Consider the following 17,253-nt stretch of genomic DNA (forward strand, 5'->3'; position numbering starts at 1 on the left):
CGGCGACGGGTCACCAGGAACAGGTGAGGGCCGGGTCACCGAGCCGGCCGGCCAGCCGGGCCCGGTGCTCGGTGATCGCCTCCCCGTAGACCGCGAGCAGCCCGGAGACGGTCCGCTGCCAGGAGAAGGCGCGGGCGTGCCGCTCGGCGCCCCGGGCCAGCGAGGCGCGACGCAGCCGGTCGGGCAGCAGGCGGGCCAGCGCCCGCGCCCAGTCGACCGGGTCGTGCCCGTCGATGAGCATCCCGCTGACCCCGTCGCGTACGGCGGTGACCAGCCCGCCCACGGCGGCGGCCAGCACCGGCGTGCCACACGCCTGGGCCTCCAGCGCGACCAGCCCGAAGGACTCGTTGTGCGACGGCACGGCGACCAGGTCGGCCGCGCGGTAGAGATCGGGCAGGCGGTCGCCGGTCTGCGGCGGGAGGAAGCGCACCCGGTCGGCGACGCCCAACGAGTGGGCCAGCTCCATCAGGGCGGTCGGCCGGTCCAGGCCGCTGCCGCTCGGGCCGCCGCAGATCACCACGGTCACCTCGTCGGCCAGCGCGGGCTCCCGCTCGCGCAGCGCGGCCACCGCGCGGACCAGCACGTCCGGCGCCTTGAGCGGCTGGATCCGGCCGACGAACGCCACCACGTGCCCGTCGGTCGGCAGGCCGAGGCGGCGGCGGGCGGCGCGGGTCGCGGCCTCCCGGTCACCGGCGGCGGGACGGAACCGGTCCAGGTCCACGCCCGGCTCCACCACGGCCACCCGGCCGGGCTCGGCGGCGTACCGGTCGAGCAGGTCACGGGCCTCCACCCGGGTGTTGGCGACCAGCCGGTCGGCCTCGGTGACCACCTGCTCCTCACCGATCACCCGGGCCTTCGGCTCGGGTCGGTCCCCGACGGCGAGCCGGGCGTTCTTGACCTTGGCCAGGGTGTGCGCGGTGTGCACCAGCGGCACGCCCCAGCGCTCCTTGGCCAGCCAGCCGACCTGGCCGGAGAGCCAGTAGTGCGAGTGGATCAGGTCGTAGTGGCCGGGCGGTCGGGCCGCCTCGGCCCGCAGCACACCGGCGGTGAACGCGCAGAGCTGACCGGGCAGCTCCTCCTTGGTCAGCCCCTCCAGCGGCCCGGCGGTGACGTGCCGGACGGTCACCCCGGGCGCCATCTCCACCACCGGGGGCAGGTCGCCGGAGGTGGCCCGGGTGAAGATCTCCACCTCGACGTCGGCCTCGGCCAGTCGTCGGGCGACCTCCAGGATGTAGACGTTCATCCCGCCCGCGTCGCCCGTGCCCGGCTGGTGCAGCGGCGAGGTGTGCACCGAGAGGGTGGCGATGCGGCGCGGCCGGGGCCACGGCAGGGCACCTCGCTGACGACCGACACCGGTGTGCAACTCCGCCACGTCCGCTCCCTCTGTCACGGTTGATGCCGTCCCGCACGACCGGCGCTTCTCGGTCAACCCGTACGCCGGATGTCATCTTCCCCATCGGGGTTCGGAAATGCCTGCGGCGGGTTCCCCGGCGTGACGGACCTCATCACGGCGGGCAGCGGGGCGGCGGGAGAGAATGTCCGGATGACCTCAGTCGCCATCGTCACCGGAGCGTCCAGCGGGATCGGGGCGGCCACCGCCCGCCGCCTGGCCGCCGAGGGTTTCCACGTGCTCGCCGCCGCGCGGCGTACCGACCGGCTGGCCGCGCTGGTCGCCGAGATCGAGGCGGCCGGCGGCGCGGCCACCGCGGTGGCGTGCGACGTGACCTCGGACGAGTCCGTCGCCGGCCTGGCCGCCGCCGCCGACGCCGCGCCCGGGCCGGTCACCCTGCTGGTGAACAACGCCGGCGGCGCGCGCGGCCTGGACCCGGTCGAGACCGCCGACGTGCGCGACTGGCAGTGGATGTACGACGTCAACGTGCTCGGCACGCTGCGGGTCACCAAGGCGCTGCTGCCCGCGCTGGAACGGTCCGGCGCGGGCACCGTGGTGATCGTCAGCTCCACCGCCGGCCACGTCGTCTACGAGGGCGGCGGCGGCTACACGGCCGCGAAGCACGCGCAGACGGCGGTCGCCGGCACGCTGCGGCTGGAGCTGTGCGGCCGGCCGGTCCGGGTGGTCGAGATCGACCCGGGCATGGTGCGGACCGAGGAGTTCGGCCTGGTCCGGTTCGGCGGGGACGCGGACCGCGCCGAGGCGGTCTACGCCGGCGTCGCCGAACCGCTGGTCGCCGACGACGTGGCCGACTGCGTCGCCTGGTGCGCCACCCGGCCGCATCACGTCAACATCGACCAACTCGTGGTGCGCCCGCTGGCCCAGGCCGCCCAGCACAAGGTGCACCGGACGTCCTGACCGTGGAACCGCGCCGGCCGCTCGGGGTGGTCACCCGGGGCACGACGAATCCGAACCGGCTCCGGCGGGTGGACAACTGGATCGTCGAGACCTGCGGGGACGCGCTGCGCGCCGCCGCCGACCCGCTCGTGGTGGACCTGGGCTACGGCGCCACCCCGGTCACCCCGCTCGAACTGCGGGCCCGGCTCGCCGCCCGGGTCCGCGCGGACGTGCGGGTGGTCGGGCTGGAGATCGATCCGGTACGCGTGGCCGCCGCCGAACCGGCCGCGGACCCGCCCGGGCTCACGTTCGCCCGGGGCGGCTTCGAGCTGGCCGGGTTGCGCCCGGCGTTGGTGCGGGCCTTCAACGTGCTGCGCCAGTACGACGAGAGCGAGGTGGCCGACGCCTGGCGGACGGTCACCGGACGGCTGGCACCGGGCGGGCTGCTGGTCGAGGGGACCTGCGACGAACCGGGTCGGCTCGGCGCGTGGGTGCTGCTCGACGCGGCCGGCCCGCGCACGCTCACGCTGGCCGCGAAGCTGACCGCGCTGGAGAGCCCGGCGACGCTGGCCGAGCGGCTGCCGAAGGCGTTGATCCACCGAAACGTGCCCGGTGAACGCGTCCACGACCTGCTCGCCGCGCTGGAACAGGCCTGGCGCTCAGCCGCCGGCTACGCCCCCTTCGGCCCCCGGCAGCGCTGGCTGCGCGCCGTGGCGACGGTGCAGGAGTCGGGCTGGCCGGTCCAGGACGGCCCCCGGTCCTGGCGCCACGGCTACCTCACCCTCCCCTGGTCCACCGTCGCCCCGTCCTGACCGCCCCTCCCCCGTCGATCTCGCGGTTGCGCCCCTCGAAACGAGCCGGTCGGCATTGATTCACGTGCCCCGACGTACGGCTTACAGCTCACGGGCTCACGGGTGACGCGTCACGGCTCCCGCCTCACAGCTCCCGGCTCACGGCTCCCGCCTCACAGCTCCCGGCTCACGGCTCACGGCTCACGGCTCACGGCTCACAGCTCCCGGCTCACGGGCACGGACCACGGGATCACCCGGTCACGGGGGCACCCGGTCACGGGGGCACCCGGTCACGGGGGCACCCGGTCACGGGGGCACCCGGTCACGGGGGCACCCGGTCACGGGGGCACCCGGTCACGGGGGCACGGGGGCACGGGTCCAGGGATCGCGCCATCCGGGTCACCGGTCACCGGGTCACCGGTCTCCGGGGCACCGGTCAACAGGTCAACAGGTCAATGGGTCACGGCTGGGAGATCTTGGTACGGAAAGGCCCCTCCAGGGGCATTTTCGTACCAAGATCTCTCCGCGTCCCACGAAGTAGAACACCAATCCCAAGACGCGGACTTCCACCTCCTGTTTCGGCGATCTTGGAGTTGTGGCACCTCCGACAACGGTTCAAAACCGGCACACCATGGCACCACAACTCCAAGATCGCCGAGAGCCGAGAGGGGAGGGAGGGCGGAAGGGAGGCAGGGGCGGTCAGATGGTGCAGTTGATCAGGACGGGCTCGGGGTGCAGGGGGACGCCGAACCGGGCGTGGACGCCGTCGCGGATCTCGCGGGCCAGGGCCACCAGGGCGGCGGTGCTGGCCGCGCCGGAGCGGTTCGTCAGCGCCAACGTGTGCTTGCCGGAGATGGCGACACCCTCCGGGCCGGCGTACCCCTTGCCGAAGCCGGCCTTGTCGATCAGCCAGGCGGCGCTGACCTTCACCACGTCGCCCGCGCCGGGCCAGTGCGGCGGCTCGCCGAGGTCGGCCGCGCGCTCCCGGAGCAGCTCGTACGCCTCGCGCTCCAGCACCGGGTTGGTGAAGAACGAGCCCACCGACCAGGTGTCCGGGTCGGCCGCGTCGAGCACCATGCCCTTGCCCGCCCGCAGCCGGCGCACGGTGGCCCGGGCGTCGGCGAGCGGCACCCGGTCGCCCACCTCGACGCCGAGCGCCCGGGCCAGCTCGGCGTAGCGAACCGGCCCGGAGAGCGGCGAGCGGGTGAGCCGGAAGTCGACCGAGAGCACCACCCAGCGGTCGCTGTACTTGAAGATGCTGCCCCGGTAGGAGAACCCGCAGTCCGCCGCCGCCATCCGCACCACCTCGTGGTGAGTGCGGTCGTACGCCTCGACGGCGACGATCGTCTCGGCCACCTCCTGGCCGTACGCGCCGACGTTCTGGATCGGGGTCGCGCCGGCCGAGCCGGGGATGCCGGAGAGGCACTCCAGCCCGGACCAGCCGCGCTCGACGGTGGCCGCGACCAGGTCGTCCCAGGGCTCGCCGGCGGCGACGCGTACCGTGACGGTGTCGCCCTCCTCGGCGACGACCCGGAACCCGCGTGAGCGGACGAGCACGACGGTGCCCGGGAAGCCCTGGTCGCCGATCACCACGTTGCTGCCGCCGGCGAGCACCAGCACGGCCTCCTCGCGGGCCTCGGCCTCGCGCACCTTCCGCACGATCTCGTCGGCGTCGGTGGCGATCTCCAGCCGGCCGGCCGGACCGCCGAGGCGTAGCGTGGTGTAACGCGCCAGGGTGGCCGGATCGGTCGGGCCGGCGGCGGTCGTCGGTTCGGCGTAGACGTCTGACACGCCTTTCACCCTAGGCTGAGGGGTAGCCGCGGCACCCACTGGTGGCCCGGTCACCCCCGGGAGGATGGCGATGAGCAGACTGCACCACACGAAGGACTTCTGGATCGGCGCGCTGCGGACGGAGGGTCCGGCCTTCGCCGCGGCGGTGTCGGAGGCGCCTCCCGAGACACCGGTGCTGTCCTGTCCCGGCTGGACGGTCACCGATCTCGCCCACCACCTGACCAGGACCTACGTCTGGGCGGGCACGGTGCTGACCGCCGGTTCCACCTCCCGGCCGGAGCGGCGCGACCCGGAGCCGCCGGCCGGTCTGACCCCGGCCCAGTGGTACGTCCAGGAGTACGAGCGCCTGAACGCGCTCTTCGACGCGCTGGACCCGGAGGCGCCGGCCTGGAACTTCGCGCCCCAGCCGAAGAAGGCCGGTTTCTGGCCGCGCCGAATGGCGCACGAGACGGCGGTGCACCGGTGGGACGCCCAGCTGGCCATCGCGGCGGGTGAGCCGATCGAGGCCAAGCTCGCCGCCGACGGGGTGAGCGAGGTGCTCGACACCTGGCTGCCGGCCGGCCGGCGGACCCGACCGGGCCAGTGGCACGGCGTGGTGCAGCTGACCGCGACGGACGCCGCGCAGGAGTGGTACCTGCGGCTGCGTGGCGAGGGGATCGCGCTGCTGGACACCGCGACGATCCTGGACCACGACGACCACCGGGCCCGCGCCCAGGTCACCGGCACCGCCAGCGACCTGCTGCTGGCGCTGATGGGCCGGGTCAGCTTCGACACGTTGGGGGTGGCCGGCGACCGCGGCCTGCTGGACGGCCTGCGGGTGGGCTGACACAGCACCCGATACCGGGCGGAGAGGGGCGGTCATCGCCCCTCTCCGCTTTTTTCGGACGCTCTGAGAGCGCTCTCTTGACAGGATGGAAGCCACCCAGCACGCTGTCGTGAGAGCGCTCTCTTAGTACCGGAACCGCCTTCCACCACCCGTTACGACCCCGAGAGGTCAGGACAGCATGCTCACCTTCACGCGCCGTCGACTGGCGGCGGTGGCCCTGGTCGCCGCCACCGCACTGCTCGGCACCACCGGCTGCGGCGGCGGCGACGAGGCCGCCTCCGACGGGCCGATCACCCTCACCGTCGACACCTTCGGCCAGCTCGGCTACGCGGATCTCTACCAGGAGTACATGGCCAGCCACCCCGACGTGAAGATCGTCGAGCGGGGCACCGGCAGCAACCTCGACGAGTACTCGCCCAAGCTCACCCAGTGGCTCGCCGCGGGCAAGGGCGCCGGCGACATCGTGGCCATCGAGGAAGGGCTGCTGGTCGAGTACAAGGCCAACCCGCAGAACTTCGTCAACCTGCTCGACCACGGCGCGGGCGAGCTGAAGGGCAACTTCCTCGACTGGAAGTGGAACCAGGGCCTCACCGCCGACGGCAAGCAGCTCATCGGCCTCGGCACCGACGTCGGCGGCATGGCCATGTGCTACCGCAAGGACCTGTTCGCCAAGGCCGGGCTGCCCACCGACCGGGAGGCCGTGTCCAAGCTCTGGCCCACCTGGCAGGACTACATCAGGGTCGGCGAGCAGTTCACCGCGAAGAAGACCGGCGCCGCGTTCCTCGACGCCGCGACGAACACGTTCAACACCATCCTGCTCCAGAACGCCGGCAACACCACCGGCTACAGCTACTACGACACCAGCAACAACCTGGTCGTGGGCAGCAACCCGGCGGTACGCCAGGCGTACGACACCACGATGGACATCATCGACTCCGGCCTCTCCGGCAAGTACGGCTCCTGGTCGGAGGAGTGGGTCTCCGCCTTCAAGCAGTCGAAGTTCGCCACCATCGCCTGCCCGGCCTGGATGACCGGGGTGATCGAGGGCAACGCCGGCCCGGCCGCCAAGGGCAAGTGGGACATCGCCCAGATCCCCGGCAACGGCGGCAACTGGGGCGGCTCGTTCCTCGCCGTGCCGAAGCAGAGCAAGCACCAGGCCGAGGCGATCGAGCTGGCCAAGTTCCTGACCAGCGCCAAGGGTCAGATCGGCGCGTTCAAGGCGAAGGGCCCGCTGCCCTCGTCGCCGCAGGCGCTGGCCGACCCGGCGATCCTCGACTCGAAGAACGCCTACTTCTCCGAGGCCCCCGTCGGCAAGATCTTCGCCGAGGGCGCCAAGAGCCTGAAGCCGGTCTACATGGGCCCGAAGAACCAGGCCGTCCGCACCGAGGTGGAGAACGCCGTGCGCACCGTGGAGCTGGGCAAGCGCTCCCCGCAGCAGGGCTGGACCGACGCGGTCGCCAACGCCGAGAAGGCCGCCGCCAAGTAACCCGAGCAGCGCGTGCGGGCGGTCCCGGTGACGGGTGCCGCCCGCACGGCGGAAAGGAGTCCCGGGTCATGGCCGTCCAGCTCGACGCCCGCCCGCCGGTCGCACCGGCACCCCGACACAGCCGTCCCGCACGGGGTGCCCGGCTCAGCCGGTTCGACACGAAATACTCGCCCTACCTCTACATCGCCCCGTTCTTCCTGCTCTTCGGCGTCTTCGGGGCCTACCCGCTGGCGTACACGTTCTGGGTCTCGCTGCACGACTGGGACCTGCTCGGCGCCGAGCACCCGTTCATCGGGTTCGACAACTACAGCCAGCTGCTCGCCGACCCGGACTTCTGGCACTCGGTGGTCAACACGCTGGGCATCTTCGTCATCTCCACCGTCCCGCAGCTGCTGGCCGCGCTCTGGCTGGCCAACCTGCTCAACCGACAGCTGCGCGCCCGCACCACCTGGCGGATGGCGGTGCTGGTCCCGAACGTCACCTCGACCGCCGCGGTGGCGATCGTCTTCGCGGTGCTCTTCGGTCGCGACTTCGGCATGATCAACTGGCTGCTCGACCATGTCGGCGTGAGCGCGATCGACTGGAAGGCGAACAGGTTCGCCGCCTGGGTCGCCATCTCCACCATGGTCGACTGGCGGTGGACCGGCTACAACGCGCTGATCTTCCTGGCCGCCATGCAGGCCATCCCGCGCGACCTGTACGAGTCGGCGTCGATCGACGGCGCCGGCCGGGCCCGGCAGTTCTGGTCCATCACCGTGCCGCTGCTCAAGCCGACGATCGTCTTCGCGGTCATCATCTCCACCATCGGCGGCCTCCAGCTCTTCACCGAGCCCCGGATGTTCAACTCCGGCACCAACGCGATCCGCGGCGGGCCGCTGCGCGAATCGCAGACGGTGACCATGTACATGTTCGAGAACGCCTTCGCCCCGCACTACAACTTCGGCTACGGCTCGGCCATCGCCTGGCTGCTCTTCGCGCTGATCGCGATCGTCGCGGCGATCAACGTGCTGCTCCTGCGCCGGCTCGGCGGCGGCTCCCGCAAGGAGGTCTCCCGATGAACCGCCTCTGGTCGGCCAGCCGACTCACCTACCTGGCGCTGACCATCTCCGCGCTGCTGTCGATCTTCCCGATCTACTGGATGTTCGTGGTGGCCAGCCGCACCAGCGACGCGATGGGGCAGGTGCCGCCACCGCTCACCCCCGGCGGCAACCTCGGCGCCAACATCGCCCGGCTGTTCGACAACACCGACGCCTACTTCCTCACCGGCCTGATCAACTCGACGATCGTGGCCGTCACGGTGACCGTCTCGGTGGTCTTCTTCTCCACCCTGGCCGGGTTCGCGTTCGCCAAGCTGCGCTTCCGTGGCCGCAACGCGCTGCTGCTGGCGATCATCGCCACCATGATGGTCCCCACCCAGCTCGGCGTCATCCCGCTCTACCTGCTGATGACGAAGCTCAACTGGAACGACCGGCTGCCCGCCGTGATCGTGCCCGCGCTGGTCACCGGCTTCGGCGTGTTCATGATGCGCCAGTACGCCGGCCAGGCGGTCAGCACCGAGCTGATCGAGGCGGCCCGGATGGACGGCTGCAACACCGCGCGGATCTACTGGAACGTGGTGCTGCCCGCGCTGCGCCCGGCCGCCGCCGTGCTCGGCCTGCTCACCTTCATGACCACCTGGAACGACTTCCTCTGGCCCTACGCCGTGCTCAACGACCCGGAGAACCCGACCGTGCAGCTGTCGCTGCGGGCCCTCTCCGACGGCTACTACCAGGACATGTCGCAGGTGTTCACCGGCACGGCCATCGCCACGCTGCCGCTGCTGCTGGTGTTCGTCGTCTTCGGCCGCCAGATCATCGGCGGCATCATGGAAGGTGCGGTGAAGGCATGACGGGTCTCCGTTTCCCCGAGGGGTTCGTCTGGGGGGCGGCCACCGCCGCGTACCAGATCGAAGGCGCCGCCCGCGAGGACGGTCGCGGCCCGTCCGTCTGGGACACCTTCAGCCGTACGCCGGGGGCGGTGTTCCAGGGCCACACCGGCGACGTGGCCTGCGACCACTACCACCGGTACGCCGACGACGTCGCGCTGATGGCCGAGCTGGGGCTGCGGGCGTACCGGTTCTCGGTCGCCTGGCCGCGCGTGCGGCCGGACGGCACCGGCCCGGTCGAGCCGCGCGGCCTGGACTTCTACGACCGGCTCACCGACACGCTGCTGGACGCCGGCATCGACCCGATCGTCACGCTCTACCACTGGGACCTGCCGCAGGGGCTGGAGGACCGGGGCGGGTGGACCGTCCGGGAGACCGCCGAGCACTTCGCCGACTACGCGGTCGCCGTGCACCAGTGGCTCGGCGACCGGATCCGCACCTGGACCACGCTCAACGAGCCGTGGTGCTCGGCCTACCTCGGCTACGGCAACGGGGTGCACGCCCCGGGGCGGGGGGACGCCGGGGACGCGTTCCGGGCCGTACACCATCTGCTGCTCGGCCACGGCCTGGCGGCGCGGGCGCTGCGCGCGGCCGGCGCGGAGACGCTCGGGATCACGCTCAACCTGGCCGACGTGCAGCCGGCGGACGCCGGCAGCGCCGCGGACGCCGACGCGGTCCGGCTGGTCGACGGCCTGCACAACCGGATCTTCCTCGATCCGCTCACCGGCGCCGGCTACCCGGAGGACGTGCTGGCGCACGTGAGTCGGATCGTCCCGACCGACTTCGTCCGGGACGGCGACGAGAAGATGATCGCCGCGCCGCTGGACCTGCTCGGCCTGAACTACTACTCGCCCACCTACGTGGCCGGCCGGGCGGACGGCGGCGGCAGCGACGCGTACCCGGGCACCGCCGGGTCGGTCGAGTTCCTGCCGGCGACCGGGTCGCTCACCGACATGGGCTGGTCGATCGAGCCGGCCGGACTGACGCGACTGCTGGAGCGGGTGGCGGCCGACCACCCCGGGCTGCCGCTGATGATCACCGAGAACGGCGGCGCGTTCCCCGACTCGGCCCGGGACGAGTCGGGCCGGGTGGCCGACACCGACCGCACCGCCTACCTCGACGGGCACCTGCGCGCGGCGCACGCCGCCATCGCCCGCGGGGTCGACCTGCGCGGCTATCTCGTATGGTCGTTGCTGGACAACTTCGAATGGGCCGAGGGTTACCGGAAGCGCTTCGGGATCGTCCACGTCGACTACCTGACCCAGCGGCGCACACCCAAGCAGAGTGCCCGCTGGTACCAGGAGGTGATCGCCCGGAACGGGCTGTGACGAGGTGGTGGTAACGGGGATGACGACGGCACAGCGGCCGACCCTGGAGGCGGTGGCCCGGCGGGCCGGCGTGTCCCGGGCCACGGTCTCCCGGGTGGTGAACGGCTCCACCACCGTGGCCGAGTCGATCCAGCAGGCGGTGCGCCGGGCGGTCGAGGAACTCGGGTACGTCCCGAACCTCGCCGCCCGCAGCCTGGTCACCCAGCGCACCGACTCGATCGCGCTGGTGATGCCCGAGGCGGCCACCCGGGTCTTCTCCGACGACCAGGTCTTCCCGGGCATCATCCGGGGGGCGGCGCAGGAGCTGGAGGCGGCGGACAAGCAGCTCGTGCTGATGCTCGCCGGTTCGCCGGCCGGGCACGAACGGGTCGAGCGGTACACCACCGGGCGGCACGTCGACGGCGTGCTCTTCGCCTCGCTGCACGGTGAGGATCCGCTGCCCGGCCGGCTGGCCCGGCTCGGCATCCCGGTCGTGTGCAGCGGACGGCCGCTCGACGGCGCCGACGTGCCGTACGTGGACGTGGACCACGAGGGCGGCGTCACCCGCGCGGTGGAGCACCTCATCGCGACCGGCCGGCGGCGGATCGCCACCATCGCCGGACCGCAGGACATGGTCGCCGGCATCGAGCGGCTGATCGGCTACCGGAACGCGGTCACCGCGGCCGGGCTGCCGGAGCTGGTCGCGTTCGGCGACTTCACCCGGGAGTCCGGTACCGCCGCGATGCGTGAGCTGCTCGCCGCCGACCCGGAACTGGACGCGGTGTTCGCCGCCTCCGACCTGATGGCGCACGCCGCCCTGCGGACGCTGCGGGAGGCCGGCCGGCGGGTGCCCGAGGACGTGGCGGTGATCGGGTTCGACGACATCGAGACGGCCGCGTACACCGAGCCACCGCTGACCACGGTGCGGCAGCCGATAGTGGAACTGGGGCGGTCGATGACCCGGCAACTGCTGCGGATCGCGGCGGGCGAGGACGTCGAGCAGGCGCTGGTGCTGCCCACGGAGCTGGTCCTGCGCGATTCCGCGTAAGGAGGGGCCCCGGTTAACGCCTCCGGTATAGGAGGGGACCCCGCTTAACAAACCGGTCGCGACGCCGCCGAGGCGTGGCTAGGGTCGCCCGGATGACTGACGTCGAGATCCGTCGTGCCCGTGCCGAGGACGCGTCCGCCGTGGTGGCGTTGCGCGCGATCGTCTTTCCCTACCTGGTCCGGGGCGTCGCGTCGACCCGCCGGATGATCGCCGAGCCGCCGCCCGGCGAGGACTGGGCGGCCTGGGTCGCCGACGCGGACGGGCAGGTGGTCGGCTGGGCGTCGGCGTACCGCAACATCCAGACCTCGACGCCGGGCGTGGGTGAGATCTCCACCCTGCACGTCCATCCCGACCACCGCGGCCGGGGCGTCGGCACCGCGCTGTTCGACGCCGCGCTCGCTCACCTGCGGACCCTCGGGTCGACCCGGGTCCTCGCCAACGCACGCGCCGAGTCGCTGCCGTTCGCCCAGCGGCACGGCTTCACCGCCAGTCGGGAGATGCGCTACTCGGCGCTCGACCTGGACCCGGCCCCGCCGATGCCCGAGCCGCCGCCCGGCGTACGGCTGCTGCCGGCCGCCGGGCTCGACCCGCGCCGGGTCCACCGCATCGACGCCGAGTCGGCCCGCGACGAGCCGGGCGACGTGCCGACCGACGCGCTCGACTACGACCTCTGGCTGCACGAGTGCTGGGAGAACCTGGGGCTGGACCGGGAATCCAGCACGGTCGCCGAGGTGGACGGCGAGCTGGTGGCGTTGAGCCTGGTGAAGCGCGACGGGGACCGGATGTGGTCGGACTTCACCGGCACGCTGCCCGCGTACCGGGGGCGGGGGTTGGCCCGGCTGACCAAGCAGGCCGCGCTGCACGTCGCCGCGGCGCGTGGGGTGCGGACGGCGTACACCTCCAACGACGAGGCGAACGCGCCGATGCTGGCGATCAACGCGCGGCTCGGCTACCGGCCGGTGGACAGCCAGTGGTCGTGCCGGCGCACGCTCAGCTGAGCCCGGCGGCGACCCGCACCGCGGTCGCGTACGTGTCCGCGCCGAACAGCACCAGCCGGGCCTCGACGACGTGCGCCGGGGTGGCCGCGTGCAGCACGGTCAACGCCTGGGTCACCGCGTCCTCGACCGGCCAGCCGTAGATCCCGGCCGAGATCAGCGGAAACGCGACCCGGGCCGCGCCCAGCTCGTCGGCGGTCCGCAGGCTGTTGGCGTAGCAGTCCCGCAGCAGCGCCGACCGGTCCTCGTGCGGCGAGAAGACCGGCCCGACCGTGTGCACCACCCAGCGTGCCGGCAGCTCGCCGGCCGTGGTGGCGACCGCCTGGCCGGTGGGCAACCCCCGGCCGTAGCGGGAGGCGCGCAGTGCCCGGCACTCGGCCAGGATCGCCGGCCCGCCGCGCCGGTGGATCGCGCCGTCCACTCCCCCGCCGCCCAGCAGGGAGGAGTTGGCGGCGTTGACGATCGCGTCGACCCGCTGCGCGGTGATGTCTCCCTCGATCAGCACGGTGTCCATCTCAGTGCTCCTCGACGTGTTGCCCGAGCGACCGGCGGGCCAGCAGCGCGGCCCCGGCGACGGCGGCCGGCATGACCAGCACCGCGCCGAGCGGGATCAGGAAGCACAGGAAGACCGCCACCCCGAAGCCGAGCGCGGTCGGCCGGTCGGCCCGCAGCCGCGTCCGCCGGTCCGGCAGCCGCATCCCGCGCCGCTGGAACGGCGCGCCGACCAGCTCCAGGGCCAGGAACCAGCCACCGACCAGAGCACCGACCACCGGAACCACCGTCTGGCCCACCAGCGGGATGAAGCCGGCCGCGAACAGGGGTACGCCGATCAGCGCGGACAGCGCCACCAGGCGCAGCGAGTCGGCGACGCTGCGCCGCATCGAGGACCAGAACGGCACGTCCACCGCGCCGGGGGTGCCGCCGAGCCGGTCCTCGACCCGCTCGGAGATGGCCTCGTAGAACGGGTCACCGATGACGAGCGTGACGGCGGTGAACGTGAGCACTCCGACCAGCCCGGCCACGCCGACGACGGCCAGACCGGCGGCGACCCGGAGCAGCCCGCGCCAGGTCGACGACCAGTCGTCGGCGAACGGGGTGAACCAGGCGGCCAGGTCGTCCACGAAGTACAGCAGCGCGGCGAACAGGGCCAGGTAGAGCGCGCCGGAGATCAGCGCCGGCACCACGCCGAGCAGCATCAGTTTCGGGCTGCGGACGTACATGCCGAAGCCGCGCAGCAGCAGGCCGGCGCCGCCGAGGAAGCGGGTGGGCGCGCCGGTGACGGGCGCGACGGTACGGGAGGCGTTCACGACGGCACAGCCTAGTGCGCCGCCGCACGCCGCCCGGGTGTTAGGAAGGGCCCCCTCCAATCCGTATGCGTTAAGAGGGGGCCCTTCCTTACACAATGGGGGGGTGCGTGCGTCGCGGCTGATCTCGTTGGTGCTGCTGCTCCAGTCAAGGGAGACGATGACGGCCGCCGAGCTGGCCCGCGAGCTGGAGGTGTCCGAGCGCACCGTCTACCGCGACGTGCTGGCGCTCTCCGCCGCCGGTGTCCCGGTCTACGCCGACCGGGGCCGGGCCGGCGGCTACCGCCTGCTCGGCGGCTACCGGACCCGGCTGACCGGGCTGAGCCGGGACGAGGCCGAGGCGCTGTTCCTCGCCGGCCTGCCCGGGCCGGCCGGGGACATGGGCCTCGCCGACGCGGTGGCGGCCGCCGAGCTGAAGGTGCTGGCCGCGCTGCCGCCGAGCCTGCGCGACGCGCCCGCGCGGACCGGGCAGCGGTTCCACCTGGACGTGCCGGGCTGGTTCCGGGAGACCGCGCCGCCGCCCCGGCTGGCCGAGCTGGCCCGGGCCGTGTGGCGGGACCGGACGGTCGAGCTGCGCTACCGGCGCGGGGACCGGGAGGTGACCCGCGCGCTCGCGCCGTACGGGCTGGTGCTGAAGAACGGGGTCTGGTATCTGGTCGGACGGGTCGGCGACGGCTGGCGGACGTACCGGGTGGACCGGGTGGTCGACGTCGAGGTGGGCGCGGAGGGCTTCGACCGGGACGAGAGCTTCGACCTCGGGGCGTACTGGCGGGAGCAGGCCGGCGCGTTCCTGCGCGAACTGCTGCGGGAGCGGGTCACGGTGCGGCTCGGCCCGGCCGGCCTGCGGGTGCTGCGCCACCTGGTGGACGCGCCGTTCGTCTACGAGGAGGCGGTCGCCGCGGCCGGCCGGCCCGACGAGCGGGGCCGGCTGGTGCTCCGGCTGCCCGTCGAGTCGGTCGACGTGGCGTACGCCCAACTGCTGGCGCTCGGCCCGGAGGTCGAGGTGCTCGCGCCGCCGCAGCTGCGGGCCCGGTTCGCCGAGGCGGCCCGCCGCGCGGCGGCGCTCTACGCGGACGAGCCCGGTCAGCGGTAGCCGGCGTCGTCGGCCGGCCGACCCGGCTTGACCACCTCCTCGTGGTAGCGGGCCCAGTGCGGGCGGGTGCCGTCGAGGTCGGTGAAGCCGTATACCTGGGCCAGACCACCGCTGTCCAGCGACTGGCCGTTCCAGCGGGCCCGGTCCGGGTCGGCGGCGAGCGCGACGACCGCCCGCCCGACGAACGCCGGCGTCTCGGACATGACGAAGTGCGGCTCGGTCTTCGCGCCGTCGCGCCAGGTCGCCTCGGTGACGCCGAAGTGCTCCAGCATCGCCTCGGAGCGCAGCCAGCCGGGCGTCAGCGCGACGGCGGTGCAGCCGTACGGGGCCAGCTCGTGCCCCTGGCTGAAGCCGAGCCGGTTCACCGAGACCTTGGCCAGGTCGTAGAAGACCGACAGGCGGTACTCGCCGTCGTTGTACTCCTTGGTGCCGTCGCCGATCTCGACGACCAGCCCGCCCGGGTTGCGGATCAGCAGCGGCAGTGCGAAGTGACTGGTGATGATGTGGGTGTCGACGGCCAGCCGCAACGTGCGGAAGCCGGCGTCGAGGGGCTGCTCCCAGACCGGCTTCTCCCAGGTGATCAGCGGGTCGGCACCCCAGATGTCGTTGACCAGCACGTCGAGGCGGCCCTGTTCGGCGTCGATCCGCTCGACCAGGGCGCGTACCTGCGCGGGGTCGAGGTGGTCGACCGCGACCGCGATGCCGGTGCCGCCGGCGGCGGTGACCAGCTCGGCGGTCTCCTCGATGGTCTCCGGCCGGTCCATCTCCGAGCGGCGGTCCCGGGTGGTGCGGCCGGTGGCGTAGACGGTGGCCCCGGCGGCGCCGAGCTGGACGGCGATCTGCCGGCCGGCGCCCCGGGTCGCGCCGGCGACGAGCGCCACCTTTCCGGTCAGTGGTGAGTTCATGCGACCACCGTGTCACCGATACCTGACAGCCGAAGTCCGGTTTTCCCGATCGCGCCGCATCGGCGATCATGACGGCATGCACCTGCTGCTCTCCGGGATCGTCGGCTCGGTCGCGTACGGGCTGGCCGGGCCGGGCTCGGACACCGACCGGATCGGCGTCTTCGCCGCGCCCACGGTCGCGTTCCACGGCCTGCACCCGCCCCGGGAGTCGGTGGTGACCACCGACCCGGACGTCACGCTGCACGAGGCGCGCAAGTACGCGCTGCTGGCGTTGAGCGGCAACCCGACCGCCACCGAGCTGATGTGGCTGCCGGACGACTGCTACGAGACCCGCACCGACCTCGGCGAGCGGCTGATCGCCATCCGCTCGGCGTTCCTCAGCGCCTCCCGGGTCCGGGACGCCTACCTCGGCTACGCCTCGCAGCAGTTCCGCAAGCTCACCACCGCCCCGCCGGACGTCGGCGGCCGGCGGCGCTCGGCGAAGCACGCCCGCCACCTGGCCCGGCTGCTGCACCAGGGCCGGGTGCTCTACGCGACCGGGGTGCTGGAGATCCGGCTCGCCGACCCGGGCTGGTTCCGGGCGTTCGGCGAGCGGGTGGCCGGCGGCGCGCTGGGCGAGGCACAGGCCCTGGTGGCCGACGCCGAGGCCGAGTTCGCCCGGGTGCGTTCGCCGCTGCCGGAACGACCGGACGAGGAGACGGCGGAACGCTGGCTGCTCGACGTCCGGGCGGCGCACCTGCCCGGCTGAGTCAGTCCGCGAGCCGGACCCGGACCCGGCGGTTGGCCCGTCCCTTGCTCTCCACCTTGACCACCTGGACCTTGCCGATCTGGGCGGTGGAGGCGACGTGGGTGCCGCCGTCGGCCTGCACGTCCAGCCCGACGATGTCGACGATCCGCACCTCCTGCTCGTCCGGCGGGATCAGGTTGGACTGGGTGCGGATGATGTCCGGCAGGGCCAGCGCGTCGGCGCGGGGCAGGACCCGGACGGCGACCGAGCGGTCGGCGGCCACCTCGGCGTTGACCAGTTCCTCGATGCGGGTCTTGAAGTCGGGCGGCACCTCGGGGAGGTTGAAGTCCATCCGGGCCTCGCCCGGCTCCATGTTGCCGCCGGTGACCAACGCGCCGAAGTCCCGGAACACCACGCCGCAGAGCACGTGCAGCCCGGAGTGGGTGCGCATCAGCATGGTCCGCCGGGCGTCCTCCACCGCGCCGGTCACCTCGGTGCCGACCGGCGGCAACGGGTCTCCCTCGGCCGGAACCAGCCACAGGTCGTCACCCTTGCGGGTGCCCACGATCCGGGTCTGCACGCCCTGCCAGAGCAGCACCCCGTGGTCCGGCGGCTGCCCGCCGCCGCCCGGGTAGAACGCGGACCGGTCCAGCACGACGCCCTGCTCGGGGTCGGCCGCCAGCACCCGGCACGTCCACTCGCGCAGCGTGGGGTCGGCGAGGTCGAGGCGGTGCGTACGGCCGTGATGAGTGACGCCCATGGCAGGCGA

Annotated in this window: 17 protein-coding genes; 11 read left to right on the plus strand and 6 right to left on the minus strand. The window is 73.1% G+C overall.

What is annotated here, in order from left to right; all coding sequences use genetic code 11:
• Window positions 1-10 precede the first annotated feature (10 nt).
• A complete protein-coding gene (gene mshA, locus ACN27B_RS06675) occupies window positions 11-1,372 on the minus strand; it encodes a D-inositol-3-phosphate glycosyltransferase (protein ID WP_091569275.1) in 1,362 nt (453 codons plus the stop codon).
• Between the two features lie 171 nt (window positions 1,373-1,543).
• Here mshA and ACN27B_RS06680 point away from each other — a divergent pair, with 171 nt between their 5' ends.
• Together ACN27B_RS06680 and ACN27B_RS06685 are read left to right on the plus strand one after the other, a co-directional pair.
• Window positions 1,544-2,308 (plus strand): SDR family NAD(P)-dependent oxidoreductase, encoded by a 765-nt coding sequence (locus tag ACN27B_RS06680; RefSeq protein WP_091569269.1) that lies wholly within the window; start codon window positions 1,544-1,546, stop codon window positions 2,306-2,308.
• A gap of 2 nt (window positions 2,309-2,310) precedes the next feature.
• Complete coding sequence (locus ACN27B_RS06685) at window positions 2,311-3,099, plus strand: class I SAM-dependent methyltransferase (RefSeq protein WP_422743942.1); 789 nt, start codon at window positions 2,311-2,313, stop codon at window positions 3,097-3,099.
• A gap of 678 nt (window positions 3,100-3,777) precedes the next feature.
• On the opposite strand, the gene ACN27B_RS06690 is transcribed toward ACN27B_RS06685, so the two are convergent.
• Complete coding sequence (locus ACN27B_RS06690) at window positions 3,778-4,869, minus strand: UDP-N-acetylmuramate dehydrogenase (protein WP_422743944.1); 1,092 nt, start codon at window positions 4,867-4,869, stop codon at window positions 3,778-3,780.
• Window positions 4,870-4,939: 70 nt separating this feature from the next.
• On the opposite strand from ACN27B_RS06690, the gene ACN27B_RS06695 reads away from it, so the two are divergent.
• From ACN27B_RS06695 to ACN27B_RS06725, 7 genes are all read left to right on the plus strand, one after another.
• Window positions 4,940-5,695 (plus strand): maleylpyruvate isomerase family mycothiol-dependent enzyme, encoded by a 756-nt coding sequence (locus ACN27B_RS06695; protein WP_099164896.1) that lies wholly within the window; start codon window positions 4,940-4,942, stop codon window positions 5,693-5,695.
• A 178-nt stretch (window positions 5,696-5,873) separates the two neighbouring features.
• Entirely contained in the window at window positions 5,874-7,181 is a 1,308-nt protein-coding gene (locus ACN27B_RS06700; RefSeq protein ID WP_099163531.1) for an ABC transporter substrate-binding protein, read from the plus strand.
• Between the two features lie 68 nt (window positions 7,182-7,249).
• Window positions 7,250-8,239, plus strand: a complete 990-nt coding sequence (locus tag ACN27B_RS06705) for a carbohydrate ABC transporter permease (RefSeq protein ID WP_099163530.1) — start codon at window positions 7,250-7,252, stop codon at window positions 8,237-8,239.
• On the plus strand, window positions 8,236-9,069 hold the full coding sequence (locus ACN27B_RS06710) for a carbohydrate ABC transporter permease (protein WP_091569244.1): 834 nt from the start codon (window positions 8,236-8,238) through the stop codon (window positions 9,067-9,069). Before ACN27B_RS06705 ends, ACN27B_RS06710 begins: the two co-directional genes overlap by 4 nt.
• Window positions 9,066-10,433 carry a GH1 family beta-glucosidase gene (locus tag ACN27B_RS06715; protein WP_422743947.1) on the plus strand — a complete coding sequence of 456 codons (1,368 nt, stop codon included), beginning with the start codon at window positions 9,066-9,068 and terminating at the stop codon, window positions 10,431-10,433. Before ACN27B_RS06710 ends, ACN27B_RS06715 begins: the two co-directional genes overlap by 4 nt.
• Window positions 10,434-10,452: 19 nt before the next feature.
• Window positions 10,453-11,460: a LacI family DNA-binding transcriptional regulator gene (locus tag ACN27B_RS06720; RefSeq protein ID WP_099163528.1), complete on the plus strand. Its 1,008-nt coding sequence runs from the start codon at window positions 10,453-10,455 to the stop codon at window positions 11,458-11,460.
• A 92-nt stretch (window positions 11,461-11,552) separates the two neighbouring features.
• A complete protein-coding gene (locus ACN27B_RS06725) occupies window positions 11,553-12,458 on the plus strand; it encodes a GNAT family N-acetyltransferase (protein ID WP_099163527.1) in 906 nt (301 codons plus the stop codon).
• Here the strand turns inward: ACN27B_RS06725 and ACN27B_RS06730 are convergent.
• Window positions 12,451-12,969, minus strand: coding sequence for an O-acetyl-ADP-ribose deacetylase (locus ACN27B_RS06730; RefSeq protein WP_099163526.1), 519 nt, complete (start codon window positions 12,967-12,969; stop codon window positions 12,451-12,453). The genes ACN27B_RS06725 and ACN27B_RS06730 overlap by 8 nt on opposite strands.
• 1 nt (window position 12,970) lies before the next feature.
• The gene (locus tag ACN27B_RS06735; RefSeq protein ID WP_422743950.1) at window positions 12,971-13,762 is read right to left on the minus strand and encodes an EI24 domain-containing protein; all 792 of its coding nucleotides are present in this window, start codon (window positions 13,760-13,762) and stop codon (window positions 12,971-12,973) included.
• 103 nt (window positions 13,763-13,865) lie between these two features.
• On the opposite strand from ACN27B_RS06735, the gene ACN27B_RS06740 reads away from it, so the two are divergent.
• Entirely contained in the window at window positions 13,866-14,852 is a 987-nt protein-coding gene (locus tag ACN27B_RS06740) for a helix-turn-helix transcriptional regulator (protein WP_422743952.1), read from the plus strand.
• On the opposite strand, the gene ACN27B_RS06745 is transcribed toward ACN27B_RS06740, so the two are convergent.
• The gene (locus ACN27B_RS06745) at window positions 14,843-15,757 is read right to left on the minus strand and encodes an SDR family oxidoreductase (RefSeq protein WP_422743954.1); all 915 of its coding nucleotides are present in this window, start codon (window positions 15,755-15,757) and stop codon (window positions 14,843-14,845) included. The two genes, ACN27B_RS06740 and ACN27B_RS06745, sit on opposite strands and share 10 nt — an antisense overlap.
• Here ACN27B_RS06745 and ACN27B_RS06750 point away from each other — a divergent pair.
• Window positions 15,756-16,505 carry a nucleotidyltransferase domain-containing protein gene (locus tag ACN27B_RS06750; protein ID WP_371682239.1) on the plus strand — a complete coding sequence of 250 codons (750 nt, stop codon included), beginning with the start codon at window positions 15,756-15,758 and terminating at the stop codon, window positions 16,503-16,505. The two genes, ACN27B_RS06745 and ACN27B_RS06750, sit on opposite strands and share 2 nt — an antisense overlap.
• A 1-nt stretch (window position 16,506) precedes the next feature.
• Here ACN27B_RS06750 and ACN27B_RS06755 read toward each other — a convergent pair whose 3' ends face one another.
• Window positions 16,507-17,244 carry an alanyl-tRNA editing protein gene (locus ACN27B_RS06755; protein ID WP_091569210.1) on the minus strand — a complete coding sequence of 246 codons (738 nt, stop codon included), beginning with the start codon at window positions 17,242-17,244 and terminating at the stop codon, window positions 16,507-16,509.
• Between the last annotated feature and the right edge of the window lie 9 nt (window positions 17,245-17,253).

Source organism: Micromonospora sp. WMMD754, assembly GCF_049315235.1.
GTDB lineage: Bacteria > Actinomycetota > Actinomycetes > Mycobacteriales > Micromonosporaceae > Micromonospora > Micromonospora sediminicola.